The 15,989-nt window shown below is 40.3% G+C and carries 10 protein-coding genes, 1 tRNA gene and 1 other RNA gene; 6 read left to right on the top strand and 6 right to left on the bottom strand.

What is annotated here, in order from left to right; genetic code table 11:
* Window positions 1–18 precede the first annotated feature (18 nt).
* The 4 genes from ED557_11850 to ypdA all read left to right on the top strand — a co-directional run bounded on the left by ED557_11850 (window position 19) and on the right by ypdA (window position 6,700).
* Window positions 19–2,919 (top strand): T9SS C-terminal target domain-containing protein, encoded by a 2,901-nt coding sequence (locus tag ED557_11850; protein RNC83378.1) that lies wholly within the window; start codon window positions 19–21, stop codon window positions 2,917–2,919.
* A 4-nt stretch (window positions 2,920–2,923) separates the two neighbouring features.
* Window positions 2,924–3,856 carry an alpha/beta fold hydrolase gene (locus ED557_11845; GenBank protein RNC83377.1) on the top strand — a complete coding sequence of 311 codons (933 nt, stop codon included), beginning with the start codon at window positions 2,924–2,926 and terminating at the stop codon, window positions 3,854–3,856.
* Between the two features lie 196 nt (window positions 3,857–4,052).
* Window positions 4,053–5,627, top strand: coding sequence for a glutaminase A (gene glsA, locus ED557_11840; protein RNC83376.1), 1,575 nt, complete (start codon window positions 4,053–4,055; stop codon window positions 5,625–5,627).
* A 116-nt stretch (window positions 5,628–5,743) separates the two neighbouring features.
* The gene (gene ypdA, locus ED557_11835; GenBank protein ID RNC83375.1) at window positions 5,744–6,700 is read left to right on the top strand and encodes a YpdA family putative bacillithiol disulfide reductase; all 957 of its coding nucleotides are present in this window, start codon (window positions 5,744–5,746) and stop codon (window positions 6,698–6,700) included.
* 194 nt (window positions 6,701–6,894) lie between these two features.
* On the opposite strand, the gene ffs is transcribed toward ypdA, so the two are convergent.
* From ffs to ED557_11805, 6 genes are all read right to left on the bottom strand, one after another.
* Window positions 6,895–6,995: signal recognition particle sRNA small type (ffs, locus tag ED557_11830), an RNA gene on the bottom strand.
* A 71-nt stretch (window positions 6,996–7,066) separates the two neighbouring features.
* On the bottom strand, window positions 7,067–9,232 hold the full coding sequence (locus tag ED557_11825) for an adenylate/guanylate cyclase domain-containing protein (protein ID RNC83374.1): 2,166 nt from the start codon (window positions 9,230–9,232) through the stop codon (window positions 7,067–7,069).
* Between the two features lie 3 nt (window positions 9,233–9,235).
* Window positions 9,236–11,914: a hypothetical protein gene (locus tag ED557_11820; protein ID RNC83430.1), complete on the bottom strand. Its 2,679-nt coding sequence runs from the start codon at window positions 11,912–11,914 to the stop codon at window positions 9,236–9,238.
* 109 nt (window positions 11,915–12,023) lie between these two features.
* Complete coding sequence (locus ED557_11815; GenBank protein ID RNC83429.1) at window positions 12,024–12,767, bottom strand: hypothetical protein; 744 nt, start codon at window positions 12,765–12,767, stop codon at window positions 12,024–12,026.
* Window positions 12,768–12,779: 12 nt separating this feature from the next.
* Complete coding sequence (locus tag ED557_11810) at window positions 12,780–14,003, bottom strand: hypothetical protein (protein RNC83373.1); 1,224 nt, start codon at window positions 14,001–14,003, stop codon at window positions 12,780–12,782.
* A gap of 103 nt (window positions 14,004–14,106) precedes the next feature.
* Window positions 14,107–14,183 (bottom strand) — tRNA-Ala (locus ED557_11805).
* Window positions 14,184–14,386: 203 nt separating this feature from the next.
* Between ED557_11805 and ED557_11800 the strand changes: the two genes are divergently transcribed.
* Entirely contained in the window at window positions 14,387–15,301 is a 915-nt protein-coding gene (locus tag ED557_11800; GenBank protein ID RNC83428.1) for an OmpA family protein, read from the top strand.
* Between the two features lie 469 nt (window positions 15,302–15,770).
* Window positions 15,771–15,959 carry a hypothetical protein gene (locus ED557_11795; GenBank protein ID RNC83372.1) on the top strand — a complete coding sequence of 63 codons (189 nt, stop codon included), beginning with the start codon at window positions 15,771–15,773 and terminating at the stop codon, window positions 15,957–15,959.
* The last annotated feature ends 30 nt before the right edge of the window (window positions 15,960–15,989 follow it).

Genomic DNA, 15,989 nt, shown 5'->3' with positions numbered 1-15,989 from the left:
CCTAATATACTATTCAACTTGCTTATGAAAATGCATCGTATTGGAATTTTATTTGCTCTCGTATTAATAACATTTCCTTCACTCGCTCAGCAACCTGGCATTGATTATGCTGAGAATACTATCATCATCAAATTTGAAAGTGATCTAGCCGCTGAAGCCTACATTTCTAAATCAAAAGCGGAGGCGTCTTTTTTAACCACTTATAATGCCTCCCCCCTAAAGCAGATATGGAGAGATGAATATTCTCAACAGCTAAATTCCACACTAAGGGCGAAAGGTAAACTGGCTTCTATGCCAGACGTGAGTGACCTTTCCAGGATTTATGAATTCCAGTATAATGATGAAATTGACCCTCTGGTACTATCCCAGAAAATCTCTTCTTTACCTGATGTTGAATACGCTGAGCCTCGATTTATATACTATACCGATGATGTAGTTAATACGAATGATCCAATCCAAAATAGCTTTGTAAACTTTCATAGCTTTGATGACGCCTGGGAAATAAGCCAAAGCTCTACAGAGGTAATTATATCTGTTGTGGATAGTGGGGTAAACTACCTGCATGAAGATCTTGAAGAAAAGCACTGGGTAAATGAAGATGAGATCCCCGGTAATGGTATCGATGACGATAACAATGGATATGTTGATGATTATTTAGGGTGGGATTTTTGGGATTCCGGCTCCACAGCTAATGCTGTTCAGGATAGCGATCCTTTCGCTATTAATAATCCTCACGGGACTCATGTAGCAGGAATTTCAACCGCTGTTCCTGATAATAACCTTGGACTGGCAGGTGCAGGCTTTAATGCAAAATATATGGCGGTAAAAGCAGGGGGGATCGCTGACGACCCATCCACCGGAAATGATGAGTCACGATCTATTGGCTTCGGCTATGAAGCAATCATGTATTCAGTAATAAATGGAGCAGATATTGTAAACTGTAGCTGGGGAGGTTTTGGCTTTTCTTCATTTGGAGAAGATATTGTGAATATGGCCACTGAAGCAGGAGTACTGGTAATTGCTTCTGCTGGAAACTCATCGACTAACGAACTGCACTATCCTTCCAGTTTAGAAAATGTACTATCGGTTGGAGCATTGGGAACTACTGGAAATATCATAGCCAGCTATTCGAACTACGGTTCAACTGTAGATGTATTTGCACAGGGAACAATAAGTAGTAGCGTAGGGGTGGGGCCTTCTGATTACGCAACATTCCAGGGAACTTCTATGTCTTCGCCTGTTGTGTCAGGGTTAGCAGCACTCATCAAAACCGAATACCCAACATGGACCCCAGAACAAATCAAACAACAAATTCGCACCTCATCTTCTTCAATCGATCAGTTTAATTCTGGTGAATTTGCTCTTCAACTCGGTACAGGGAGTATTGACGCTTTTGTAGCTATTTCCTCACCTCAGCCAGGAATAGTGATTGAGCGGTCCGAATCTTTTAATGAATCGGGGGGGAAACTAGGAATAAATGAGAATGGGACATTTAAAGTATTTTTAAGGAACGTTGGTAATGCTACTACATCGCTAACTATTAATGTAGAAGCCCTAACCCCTGGGTTAAGTTTTTCAAGTAATACATTTCCGGTTGGCGCTATAAGCAACGATGGTATTGCAGAAGTAGAAATACCAATCACCCTTACTGAAGATATTTTAGAAACGCTCTCCGCTGATATGATGATCGAATTTATAGACAACAGCGTTGGGTATCGTGATTTCAGAGTAATCGTTTTTGATAATCTTCAATTTGACGTTTCTGATGCAAATAACCTGGCTCTTTCTTTTTCTCCGTCAGGAAATATTGGATTCTTTGATGCTCAGAATGGAATTGGAGGTGTCGGTTTTGTTCCCGATCATCAAACCGCCAACTTCTTAACCGATAATTTACTTTACGAAGGCGGTATTATTTTTGAAGCCAATGAGAGAGTAGCCAATAATGTCCGTTCTACTTCTGGGAATGTTGATCGGCAGTTCACTCCTGTAGAATTTTATGAAGTTACTGATCCCGGTATCGTTTCATTAGCCGATGGCTTCACGATGTTCCGACCTACTGAAAATACCGGTTTGGATAAAGTTGAAATTTCACTGAACACCTACGCTTTCGCTACTCCGGATTTGGAAAATAGTGTGATCCTTAACTATGTAATCCGAAATACTTCTTCTATCCTGGCCTTGTCAGAAGTTTATCTTGGCATTTTTAATGATTGGGATATCGGAGATTTCACCAATAACAATGTGAGTTATAATCAAGAAGATGACATTCTGTTTGCTCAAGGTGAACAAGACTCTGGTTTTCCTATGGTTGCAGTAGCAACCCTGGCTAATACTTCTAGTGTATTGGCAATCAACAATAATTTTGGGGGCTCAAATTCTGACTTTCAATTCGGTTTATCCGATGGGTACAACATTATCGAAAAACGAAATTCTTTGAGAGCCGGAACAGAAAATACCCTTGCCTTCAGAACTGATATCTCCTCTGTTGTAGCTACGGGGCCTTATTTTATACCACCAGGAGAATCGGTCTCTTTAGGTTTTGTTTATGCATTTGGGGATTCAGAAACTGAGCTAGCAAACCAGGTATTAGCCGGACGTAATCAAACTATTTTCCAAGTCAGTGATTTGAACTCTACAAGAGATAATGAATTCCCTAATTCTGTCGAGTTCTTTCAGAATTACCCGAATCCTTTTAACCCGAACACAACGTTCAGCTTTACACTTTCCGAGCGACAATCAGTCCGTTTGGACGTCTACAATATGTTAGGTCAAAAAGTAAAATCGGTAATCAACGAAAGTCTTGAGGGCGGAATTTATTCCTATGAGGTTTCTTTCGATGAACTAAGTAGCGGTGTGTATTTCGCCATTTTAGAAACGGAAGGAACAAAGGAAACCATCAAGCTCTCCCTCATTAAATAATCATTTGAGTGCCTATAATAATAGCTTTACCTCAAGTTGGTGGGCTCTGAATGGGCACATTCATACTATCGCTTTTTCGTTTAGTAAAGTCAGAGAAGTAGCAGTTACCCGCGAGGAAATTCCTACTCCGGATGATGACTTCCTTGAAATTGATCTTATTGATCTTAATAATCAGCGGCCAGTTGTGGCATTATTTCATGGTCTTGAGGGGTCTTCTAAACGCGTTTACATCCGAAATCTGATGCATGACTTACGGGATATTGGCATTTCATCAGTTGCACTAAATTTCAGGGGATGTGGTAGCAGGTTAAATCTCAAAAAAAGATTTTACCATTCAGGAGAAACCTCCGATTATGCTACTTTTTTTGAATGGATCAATTCGAGATTTATAAATAACCCTGTTTTTGCTGTAGGGTTTTCGCTGGGTGGAAACGCATTAATCAAATACCTTGCAGAAAATGCTAAATCAACAATCGTTAGTAAAGCAGTTGCAGTTTCACCCCCTTATGAACTCAAAGCTGGTTCCTTAAATCTGGATCATGGTTTTAATCGAATTTACTCCTATCGTTTCATCCGTACGTTGAAGGAGAAACTAACACTTAAACGGATAACTTATCCCGACCTTCCGGAGTTTTCAGGTTCGAGCTTATATCAATTTGACGACCAGGTTACTGCTCCGGTACACGGCTTTAGGGACGCAGAAGACTATTATGAGTCATGTTCTTCAGCTCGTTTCTTAAACCAGGTATCTACTCCTATTTTGCTCATACATAGCCATGAAGATCCTCTCTGTCCTTTGGATTATGCCCCCTTCGATATTATAGAAAAGAACAGGTATATCAGCAGCACATTTACCCGCAAGGGAGGGCATGTAGGATTTATCGGCAAACCTGAAAACTGGATGAACAAAACTATCATCAATTGGCTGATGCTCTAAAGAAATAACGGTGAATTCTGATTTCATCTATTTTCGCTCTTTTTTGTTGTTAAGTAGACCTTAAGACTACCCTTAAAAGCTCTCATTTTAATTTTAAATAAATAAAAGAGTGCTACCTTTTTCCTTGCCTAATCAAGCCTGCAAAACCAACACACAGGCACTTTTTAACCGAACAAAAATATCCAACTAAAATCATATGTTAACCACTGAAAATATAGAGAACAAAGAGGTAGCCTCACTTTTCAGGCTACTTGGAAAAAATAAGGACAAGCAAGTAAATGCTGAAAAGTTGTTGGACTTACTAGCTAAAAATGGAGTACTGAGTGATGACCCAAGACTTCAAGGTCTCATCGATAAACTTCAAACAAAAGTCGATGACCAAATCGGGAAAGTTATAATTGATGACCAGCAGTTCCATGATATCATAAAGAATCACGCACTCATTAAGAAATCACTAAAAAAGGAATTAGTTATTCCTGACTTTCAGCTCTTATGCAAGGAGATCAAGAATATTTTTGACGAAACGATTAAAAATAAAGACGGCAATATTGCTGATTATATCCCGCAACTGGCCCGGATAAACCCTGAGCATTATGCTGTTTCGATTTGCACTATTGATGGACAACGCTATTCGCTGGGAGATTTCGATAAAAATTTCTGCCTACAATCTTCCTGTAAACCCATCAACTATTGTATTGCACTTGAAGAGCTTGGGGAAGAAAAGGTCCATCAACATATTGGGAGAGAACCAAGTGGGCAGTCATTCAACGAACTTACTTTAAATAGTAAAGGACTTCCTCATAATCCTATGATTAATGCGGGAGCAATCATGAGCTGTGCTTTGATAGGACAAGACCTGGATATCGCTGATCGCTTCGACCGGGTAAATAAAACCTGGAGCCAACTGAATGGGAATAAACCTGTGTATTTCAATAATGCAGTATATTTATCGGAGCGCCAGACTGCTGATCGGAATTTTGCTTTAGCATATTTTATGCGAGAGAACAATGCTTTCCCTGAAACAACAAACCTAAATGATATCCTGGAATTTTATTTCCAATGTTGTTCTATAGAGTCATGCACAAAGGACTTATCGGTAGCGGCAGCAACTTTGGCTAATGCAGGTACTAATCCCCTTACTGGAGAAGCTATATTCAACCCATTAACCGTACAAAATTGTCTTTCATTAATGCTTAGTTGCGGTATGTATGATTCCTCCGGAGAATTTGCTTTTAAAATTGGTATCCCCGCTAAAAGTGGTGTTTCAGGTGCATTAATGGTTGTAATACCGAATGTAATGGGCATAAGTATCTGGTCTCCAAGACTTGATGCCAATGGTAACACGGTTCGTGGGGTAGAATTCTGCAATAAATTAGTAGAGAAGTTTAGCTTCCATCATTACGATTCCCTTACGGGACATTCGCACAAATTGAATCCTCGCAATAACCATAAAGGAAACCAAGTAGCAAAAATGGTTAGCTTAATCTGGGCAGCCAGTAGTGGAGATATGGATGAACTTTTACGGCTAGAAGCAGAAGGGGTAAATCTTAATATCGCGGATTACGATGGTAGAACCCCTCTTCATCTGGCCGTTTCCGAAAATCAGTTCGAGGTGGTAAAATACCTCATCGAAAATGGTGTAGATCTTTCGCCCGTTGACCGATGGGGAGGCATTCCACTTACCGACGCCAAGAAATCCGGAAATAAGAAGATTCAAAACCTGCTTGAAGTGGCGCTTAAGAAACTGGACAAGAAGGAAAACCAAAATTAGTGTTCATAAATAGCCCTGCCTTTTTGTGATAAGGCATGAAAAAGAAAATTTAGGCTGAGTAGGAACATGAAGATTGTTTGTATCTTTGGTTTCTGAAAGTCATTTAATCTCTTACCATGGTTATTATAATTGGGGCAGGGCCCATTGGTTTAGCAACAGGAATACAACTACAGCGCAAAAATATTCCTTTCTTAATTATTGAAAGAGGGTGTTTAGTTAGCTCTCTTTTCAATTATCCGACAAACATGACCTTTTTCTCCACCTCAGACAGGCTGGAGATCGGAGATATTCCTTTTATTTCTCATGGTTCTAAACCTACACGAAGTGAAGCGCTAGAGTATTATCGCCGAGCAGCCGAGCATTTCAAACTCCCCATTCATCTTTATGAAACAGTTTTTTCAGTGGAAGGCGAAGACGGAGCGTTTATAGTAAAAACGGATAAAGACAGTTATAAGGCAGCAAAAGTAGTAGTAGCAACTGGTTTTTATGGCTCTGCGAACTTAATGAACGTACCAGGCGAAGATTTACCAAAAGTAAAGCATTACTACGATGAGCCTCACCCTTATGCATGGCAGAATGTGTTAGTTGTAGGTGCTGGAAATTCCGCCGTTGATGCAGCACTGGAATGCTACCGGGCTAATGCCAAAGTAACAATGTCGGTTAAGTATGGAGAAATTAAACCCTCTGTTAAATACTGGGTTAAACCAGATATCGAAAATCGAATTAAGTTTGGAGAAGTACAGGCCTACTTTAATACAGAGGTAAAGGAAATCAGAGAAGGAGAAGTAGTTCTTGATACTCCTGATGGAGAAAAAACGATCCCAAATGATTTTGTATTAGCAATGACCGGATATCATCCTAACTACCCGCTTATGGATGCTCTTGGCATTGAGCTAACAGATGATGAAAAGTGTATGCCAGTGCATGAGGAAAAGTCTCTTGAAACGAATAGAAAGGGAATGTATGTGGCTGGAGTGGTTTGTGGAGGAATGGATACAAGTCGGTTGTTTATCGAGAACTCAAGAGTACATGCCGACCAAATTGCTGAGCATATTGCCAGTTCTTTGAACTAATATGGTAGAATCCACTGCTCGTTGTCTTTTGAGTCATCCTGAGGATACTTCCGAAGGATCTAATCAGGTATTCGGTCAGATTCTTCGGCGGTAGCCTCAGAATGACCTTTATATAAATAGTTAATACAACTAGAGTATCCTCAGGATGACTACTTTTTGTTGAAACAATAAATCCACCAACTCCCAGAAATAAAAATGGGCAAGCGACCTATATCACGTCGCTACGACCAATTTACCGCTGCTGCATTCCTGCCCTGACGGAGTTCAAAGGGAGCTGACTGTATAGGACTTGCCCGAGAACCTAAAAGATACGACCTATTGTTAACTAGTATCAAGTTTTTTCGGCTACTAGTTTGAGCTTTTTTATTACTTACTCGTCATTACAAAAACTCCATCCCAATCTAATGAAGGCGGATTTTGTTTCATAAACTCACATCGCTCAAGAAATATCTGAGAGGGGTTTTTGGGATGAGCTTCGAGAGGCAGAGATTGGCTGAAGTACTTTATGGCCTCATCCCATTCTTGTTTAAAATAGTTCTCCATCCCTAATTCGTACAATCCAACACTTTCAAGTAATTGCTGAGAAGCATCTGCTCTCAGTCCGGCTATTTCATATACCTTCACGGGCCGGCTTCGTCCCTTTACAACGATGTTATCCAGCATCCTGAATACACAATCATTTCCATACTTCTCAGCTTCTTGTTTGGTAGTTTCTGTAAGCATAGTGTACACATTGTATTGCTTGGCTCCACTTTCGCACCTGGCAGCTAGGTTTACATTATCTCCCATTATGGTATAGTTAAATCTTCGCTCTGAACCCATGTTTCCAGTAACCATCTCACCGGTATTCATGCCCATACGATGTTGCATGTTCCAAACAATATCAATCCAGTTATCTTTTTTCCACTTTTCTCTGAGCTCATTCAACCTTCTTTCCATAAGCTGAGAAGAGATACATGCTTTTAATGCGTGGTCGGGGATTTGTACAGGCGCTCCAAAGAAGGCCACGATGGCATCCCCAATAAATTTATCTAAGGTACCTCCCTGAGTGTTTATAATGTCGGTCATTGCTGTCAGGTATTCATTAATAAGAGATACTAACTGTTTCGGCTCCAGCTTTTCCGAGAATGTTGAGAAGGAAACAATATCACTAAAAAAGGCTGTGATATACGCTTCTTCCCCTCCCAATTTTGGCTCCTCACCTGAGTCGATCATTTGATCTACCAATTGGGGAGATACATAAGAAGAGAACATCCCTTTGATCCTTCGCTTTTCCTTTTGCTCATTAAAGTATTCATATCCTATGGTACCGCCCTGACCAATAAGCACGCTTAACCAAACTCCGGTTACACTTATCATCAAGCTGTATTGCAAAAACAGGAAAATGGAAGCTCCATAGATACCCCCAATTAAAAGTAGCATTAATCCTAAGGACCACCCCAGCCCTAAGCTCCGGTTGGCAAAAACAATCAAAAAAGAACACACCAGAATAATGAGAATTCTTGCTCCATTTTTTTGACGGCTTATGTAGGTACCATCAAGAATAGTTTGAATAGCATGTGCATGAATCTCGAAACCGGGTCTGGGTAGTTCAGCAGAAGCAAACGGAGTAGCATGAAAGTCCTGAAGTGTTGGCATGGTAGCGCCAACAATGACAATCTTATCTTTGAAGGTCCCTAACTGTAAATGACCATCTCCGAAATCAGGATTATCAAAAGAGTTGATATCTGGAATTTCTTGTTCCATTATTGTGGTGTACGAAGAATCGTCAATTACTTCTTCGTAGGAAACCGTCTGGAACATACCTTCAGAACCATAGAAATTCACAATAAAACTATTGAGGTTATCCCGTTGTATCTGGTATGGTCCGAGCTTAAAAAACTCATTCTTTGAATTCTGATCGAACTCATCTATTTCTTCATCCGGAATGTCATTGAAAAGCCGTAAGCCTTGTAAACCTAGCATCAAGTAATCAGTACCCTGGTACCGTCTACCAATGTTATATGTTCGTACATATCCATCCAGATAAGGAAAGGTACTTACAAAGCCCAGTTGATTTGGGTTGTCTTCTCTTAAAACAGGCAGGGGAAAAATGGATGAGGTAGGTCGATTTATTTCTATAATATCTTCTACGTCCCCTGCTAGAATTACATTACCATATTCAGCGATAGCTTCTGCAAACAAAGTATCATTTCGTGGATCGAATGAATCTTGCTGGGTAAACAGCACATCAAAAAGAATTGCCTTAGCGCCTGCCCGGTTTAAGTTATGAACTAACTTAGCATGAATACTTGTTGGCCAGGGCCATTTTTCAGGAATTTCAGAATCTGCGTTCTCACTAATGGCTACCATAACTATAGGCGAGTCCTCAACCGATAAGGGGCCACGAATTTCAAAAAGATAATCCCTGAGAGATAATTCGATTTTCTGAACTTGTTCAGTACTTGCTATCAATAACGACAAAAAGAATGCCGCTGAAGCAATGACGATGTAAAATGCTACTCCTTTTTTGCGTTTGGGAGAGGACTTCATGTATTAGAATCGATAGATGTAGCGAAGTTGTACAACACGATCGTTTATAGAACCTGCGCCGGATACGTTTGTGAAGTTTGAATCAAACAAAAAAGAATGGTTATTATCAAGGCGATATTCAGCACCAGCTATAAAAACATAGGTTCCAAAACGAGAAGACGTCCTGTCATCACTCAATACATAGTAATCGTTAAAAAAGTCGCTGTCATCAGAATTAGCCAGGCTAAGGAATCGTGTCTTGGACCTATTACTTGTAAATGCGAGCCTGCTGTTGAGTGTAAGCTTTCCTTCCAGCATGAAATAAGTCCCGCCAAAGTACATACCAAAGATATCGATATCTAACTGCCCATTGCCTGACTGTGTGTTGTTTATGGTTGTTCCAAACTGAGTACGCAAAGGTATGTCCTCAAATCTTGATCCAATATTTAACGAGAAAGCCGCATTTTGAGCATCTCCAAAAGCAAATACATCATCGCGGGTATTTAAGGATGAGAAGCTTACGGTTGCATCGTGCACCATATCCATAAACCTGAATTGTTGCGTAACAGACAAACTTAGATTGAATGTGTTGTTCTTTCTGGGCACTTCTGTTATTAACGTATCCCCATCAACAATACTTAAGTTTTGTACCGCGGCATTTTCGAGACCTAGAGGTACTTCCGGATTAAACCTGGTTACATCATTGTCTCTGGTTCTGTATCGAAAACCAACACTCACTTTAGGCAGCTTCTGATTTATGGGATACCAGCTCACATTAGTCCGGTAAGACTTCGTTTCTGTCGTCGCTCCTTTCGTATTAGAAACATTATCGTTTAAGGCTTCATAGCCAAGGGTTATATATAATTGATTTTGAAGCATCCTGAACCTATCAAGAATAGTAAACCCAGCTATATCCCTTCGAATGGTAGAGTTGGCCAAAGAAACAAAATCCGGCCCTACCCAACGATACTGAATACTTAATGTATTTTTTGGATATACAAAAGATAGTTCAGTATCCGAACCCAGAATAGATGTTGGAAAAAAAGTTTCTGCTTCGGTAGTATCAGTTCCAACTCCCCTAATACGTATAGGGATAACACTCATGTTTTCATTTATGATGATAAAACGGGCCAGGTCATTTAGAATATCAAGATCTGACTGGCTGATATCTTCAAACCCAATATCGGCTGCCCGAAGTGAATCTAAGGGCCCTCCATAAATATCATCATTTAAGGCACTGGCAACGGTTTCTGTTTCAAAACGAATGCGGTTTTTTGCCAGGGAAAACCTCATATCAGCTCCAGCTACAAAGTTGCCTTTTGGTCTTACACTTCCTCCCTCAATACTGAGTAGTTCCGGCTGCTCACCCAGCCTTACCTGGTCTTGTAATGAAAGCCCTGTGGATAATGTAGGTGATAAAAGAAGATCATTATAATCCACAATATTGAATATAGAAGAAGTATCATCTTCCACTTTCATGGCCTGTATCCCAAATTGAAATTTCCTGGGATTACCCAAACCTATCCTTCCCCCTATAATTTTTCGTGCAAAGGTTCCCCTTCCATTATCCTGATAGCTAAGTGTATACGTCGTATCCTGAGGAATACCTCCCGCAAACACTGTATCTACTTCTACAGTAGAATAGATATTAGTAACCTTCCTGCTTACTTCTCCATATAAAAATTGAACATTGACCGTATTCCAAAGAACATTCAACGAAGTATTAATCCCAAAAATCCTTCGCCCGGAAATAGTGAACTTGCTTAGCCTGGGATATACATGACCTGCCTCGAATTCCCACCACTTTCCAAAACTTAGATCAATTCCATACCTGTTTTGGGGCTGAAGTCGATCCGATTCTTGCGAAGTAAAAAACCCGTTTAGAGAATACTTGAAAAGACCATAAGAGCCATTTAGATATGACCTACCCGTATAGGCGTTATTTATATCTCCGGAAATAGTCTGGTTTCTAGCCGTTAGTTCTACCCGGCCTTGAGGAATTAAGCGGGGCTCAAAACCTTGATATGCAGCGCGGCGTGGATCAATAACTTTAAACTGGAATGAGACTACTTCCAGAGTTTCTTCATTAGTAACATAGTTAAGGTTCACTATATGATTTCCCTGTCCAAGGTTTTTTGGCAAATATGAAATGAAGTAATCAGAGGTATCGGCTAAACCAGTAACATCTTCCCCGTTTACGAGAAGCTGAAATTCTCCTTCCTCTATTTCAGCTTCATCGTAAAACAACGCAACTGCGATGTACAAGTCGTTTTTAGCAAGACCACTACCCGGTGCTGGTGATAATATGGAGTAGTCGATGCCTTCTGCTCTATTTAAGGCAGGAGTTCCCTGTCCATCCACAATCGGAACCTCAATGGCATTTTCAGCGGGCAGAGTTTCAGGAAAGAAAAAATCCTGTTCCTGGTTTCTTAATGTCAATTGAAAGTAATATTCAAGAGTACTTCCCCTAAGCTCCTGCGGTGTTAGCTGAACAGTAAAAGATCCGTTCTGAAAAAAAATTTCTTTTTGTGAAAACCCCAGCTCTCCCTCATTTTTGTAAAAGAGTTGAGCCTCTACCACATCATTTTCTGTTACCCCAGGTACAAAAAACTCCAGTCTGTTTGTTGTGGTTCGATCTAATACTGTAGGCTGTTGATGTTGTATTACAAACTGCGCATTACTGGCTCCAACACATACCAACACCCACAATACAGCGTAAACAACCCTTAATACCCCTTTTTTCATGCTTTGTTAGTGGTTGACACATAATAAACGGGATTAATATCCCAAAAATAAACCTAAATAGCGTGGTTTAATTTCCTTTTTCAAACATATTGATTGGGATTTCCCTGATCTGCCCGTTCGCATCTCTAAAGCGAAGAATGATTGTACGTTCGATTAAATCCTCATCCAGTTCATCATACCCTTCTTCCAAATCATCCAGTTCTTCGTCAGAAAGATTACCTGAATTGATATTATTCCCGGTATTGTCTACCTCAGCAAACATCTTTTCAAATAAGGATATGGTTTGCCCGGAATTGGTCGCTGTTACGTCAACCTGACCTTCTTCAACCCAAATATAGCCATATGATTTTGTCCCAAACTTGGTTCCTTTTACGGATGCGAGTGAACGAGAAGTAGCTACTTCAAATGTTCCTGAACCTAATGGTTCTACTTCCATAAATATCTCACCGTTTTCCAGGCTTATGCGGCGATTTGATAATTTTGAACTGGCCAAGCTTTCACCCTGAACAATTAACATGGACTCGGGCTTAACCTTGGCAATACTATTGTCCATAAAAATAACCAGTGCATATCCATCCTTATTTGTGGATAGCGTATCTCCATTAAACAACTGCTCGCCTATATTTTCTGTTAGATCAAGCACAAACCTCTTCTCAACTGAATTCAGCTGTACCTGAGGCTTGAATCGTCTAACAATAGCTAATGGGCGGTCTTGCTCAACCACTACCGGTTTATAGAGATCACTTCCGAGCATTGAAGCTAACACTACGGTTAGTACTAATGGTGTAACTGTTGAAAATAGTTTTTTCATTTTCATCCCTCCTTAATTCGAACCCAGAATTATATCACCGTCATCAATCTTCTGAATTATCTCAGCTAATAATTGTAAAGCTGTGGCTCCTGTTACTATCTGATCATTTATTTCAATCCCTTCGAATGAAAAGCCGCTTTCGGTTAAGCTGGCATATTCTTCCTCTCCAATGAGCGTAATCAGTGCATCAAAAGTATCCTGGTCGATCTGGACCAGAGTAACCTCTTCACCAGGAGCTATCAACCTAAACTGCCAAATCTCAGAATTTATGCTCTCACCTTCTCCACTGGCTCCTTGCACCTCTGTTAGTACTTGCCAATAATAAAGCTGCCCTGGTTCAAGCGGAAGTACTCCTGAAGATGGAAATTGAAGATTGTTTCCAAGAACAGTCAGGTCAAGGTTTTCAAATTCAAGTAACGAGCCTCTTTCAGCCGGAGCCAGTATTGAGCCACCTAAAGCTTCCGTAGGATTTGAACTTAATGCAGCCTGAATAAGAGTCTCCGGACTATCTAACCCATTCGCATTCACAACCACAACTCTGTAAGTATTCGCTGCATCTCCCTCCCAGCTAAATTGTGGAAAAGGATTGGAAATCGTCGCTTCAGAAGCAATTACATCTCCGGGAGTCTTAAGGAAAATAGATTGCTCATCTATAACCACTCCATCAGAGCTACCACCTACCTGCACCGTTTCGCTTACAAGAACTTCCTTACCTTCGGCGAGATTGAACTGAAAAATGGTCATTGTAACTGAATAAATATCTACTGGTAATTCAGTACCCTCTAGACTTTCTAAGAACTCTTCTCCCTCAACGGTAAGCCCTCCATCAAAACGCATTGTTTCTTCTACACCTGGTATATGCTCGTTTTGGATATCATTATTCGTTGCAAACACTACCTGACCAGGATCAAGGGTAAAAGGATACGCTGCCTGTTGAGTAACCTCAGCAAGTACTCCATTTTTCCCGGATACTATTGTGAATTCGAAAAATAAATTGGTAAGTGTTTCACTAGTATTATTTACCAATGAGCCTGAAATAAGAACCGGGCCTGCTCCCTTACTATCCACACCTAAACCTGCAAGGCTTAAGATTTGCGCATTCTCCAAAGCCGGGTTTAACGTGTAAGTTAGGGTGAGTTTATCGGTTTGCGAAAACGCGCTAGAGGCAGGAACAAAGTTTATAATTAAGACTATACATGAAAGAAAAATGGTCTTGGACCAAACTGATTTTTTCATACAAACCCCATTATTTGTTAATTCTTTACAATATGAGGCGATGTTTTATCACAAACAATTAGAATTGTACAAACAAAAAAAGCTTTCCCGGTTGGAAAAGCTTTTGTGGAGCTATGGGGATTCGAACCCCAGACCTTCGCGCTGCCAGCGCGACGCTCTAGCCAGCTGAGCTATAGCCCCGAAAAAGCAAAGATAAAAATTTGAAACTCCCAGCCCAAACATGTTCTCGTATTTTGCTTAAAGTTCATTATTTTATTCGCTAAAGATTTTTTTTAATTCAAGGGCAAACCGCTATTTTAGCCCCAATTAGTAAACTAACATTCAATACTAAAACACTAATGATGAAAAATTCCAAAATCTCCTTCTTTCTCCCGGGTATTCTCATGGTAGCATTGTTTATAAGCAATTGCTCGGGACCAGCGGAATTATTACCCCCTCCAGAAAGAACTCTAGAATATCTTCAATCGCTGGATGAGGAGACTCTCCGAACTCTCGATACCGATAGCGATGGAGTTAATGATTATGTAGAAATTTATGAAGCAGGAACAGATCCTCTTTCTCCTGATACTGATGGTGACGGACTTACTGATGGTGAAGAGTTAAATGAATATAACACTGACCCAACAAATGCAGATACTGATGGCGACGGCCTTTCTGATGGTGATGAAGTAAATTCTTACAACACCGATCCAAATAACACAGACTCTGATGGTGATGGCCTTTCTGACTATGATGAAGTAATCACTTACAAAACTGATCCAAATGACGCTAATGGTGATGCAGATGGTGACGGAGTTTCTGATGTTGATGAAATCGCAAACGGCACTGATCCTACTAACGCTGATAGTGATGGTGATGGATTTACTGATGGCCAGGAATTAGACATGGGAACTAACCCAAATGATAGCTCTGATCCTGTATATATAGATGATAATGCCTTTGGAACAGTTAATTTTGCCTTCGACCGTTCTAACCTTTCTGATGAAGCTGCCCAGCAGTTAGCTGACAATGTTGAGCTATTAAATAACGCTCCTGCTTTCAGGGTTCGTGTTGATGCTTACACTGATCATGTAGGTGGCGACCAGTACAACTTACGTTTGAGCTTAAGAAGAGCTGCTGCAGTTGTTGAGTTCTACACTAGCAATGGAATTTCTGAGGACAGAATTGAATCTCGAGGTCTAGGAAAAGCTCCAGTTGAGTGCTCTGTTTCTGAGAAAGAAGACAATGATGGATGTGAGAAAAACAGAAGAGCTGAATCTCACCCGATTAGTACATTAAAGTACAGCAAAGGCATGTAATCTAATTTACACCCTTATAGAAATTAAAAAGGCGAATCATCTCGATTCGCCTTTTTTGTTTAAAAAACTTTAGAGCCTATTCTTGTCGACTTATTAATCATCTAATCCTTTTATGCGCCACTCTTGTATATGTCCGGTAATTCAATGACAACGCCGAATACTGGGATTTCATGAATCTGTACAACATGTCCTATTTCAGGGTCATCCCGAACGTGTTTCGGGATCTTTGTGAGGATTGGAACTATAAAGTACCTCAAAAAATATAACAAGGAATATATCTCTGGTTAATCAACATTCTAAAAGCATAAGGCTCTATCTCTGAGCAATGAATTGATCAAGAGAATAGAAATAGAATGTATCGAAAAAGTATTCTTCTTGGTGTAAGGGGTAGCGATAAAAAGTAGATTTACAGCCATTCCATAAGATCCCGAAACAAGTTCGGGATGACCTCATTAAAAAGCGGTTAGAAATGAATCAGGACTCACTGAGTTTAACCAAAACGGTCATCGAATTACCTGTCCTCCGCAAGTATGCTACTGAAGGCGGGCCTGACTTCTACAGCAATGACAAAAGCAATATTCACCATCAGATATATGAAGCTGTCGGGGGAAGGCGGGCAACCTCGCTGAGATTGCTTCTCCTGGCATTGATTAAATAAATAAGAGAAAGGAGAAAGGTGAGGGCTCCC

The organism is Balneola sp., from assembly GCA_003712055.1.
In the GTDB taxonomy this organism is placed as follows: Bacteria; Bacteroidota; Rhodothermia; order Balneolales; family Balneolaceae; genus RHLJ01.
This window is presented reverse-complemented; position numbering and strand designations above follow the sequence as displayed.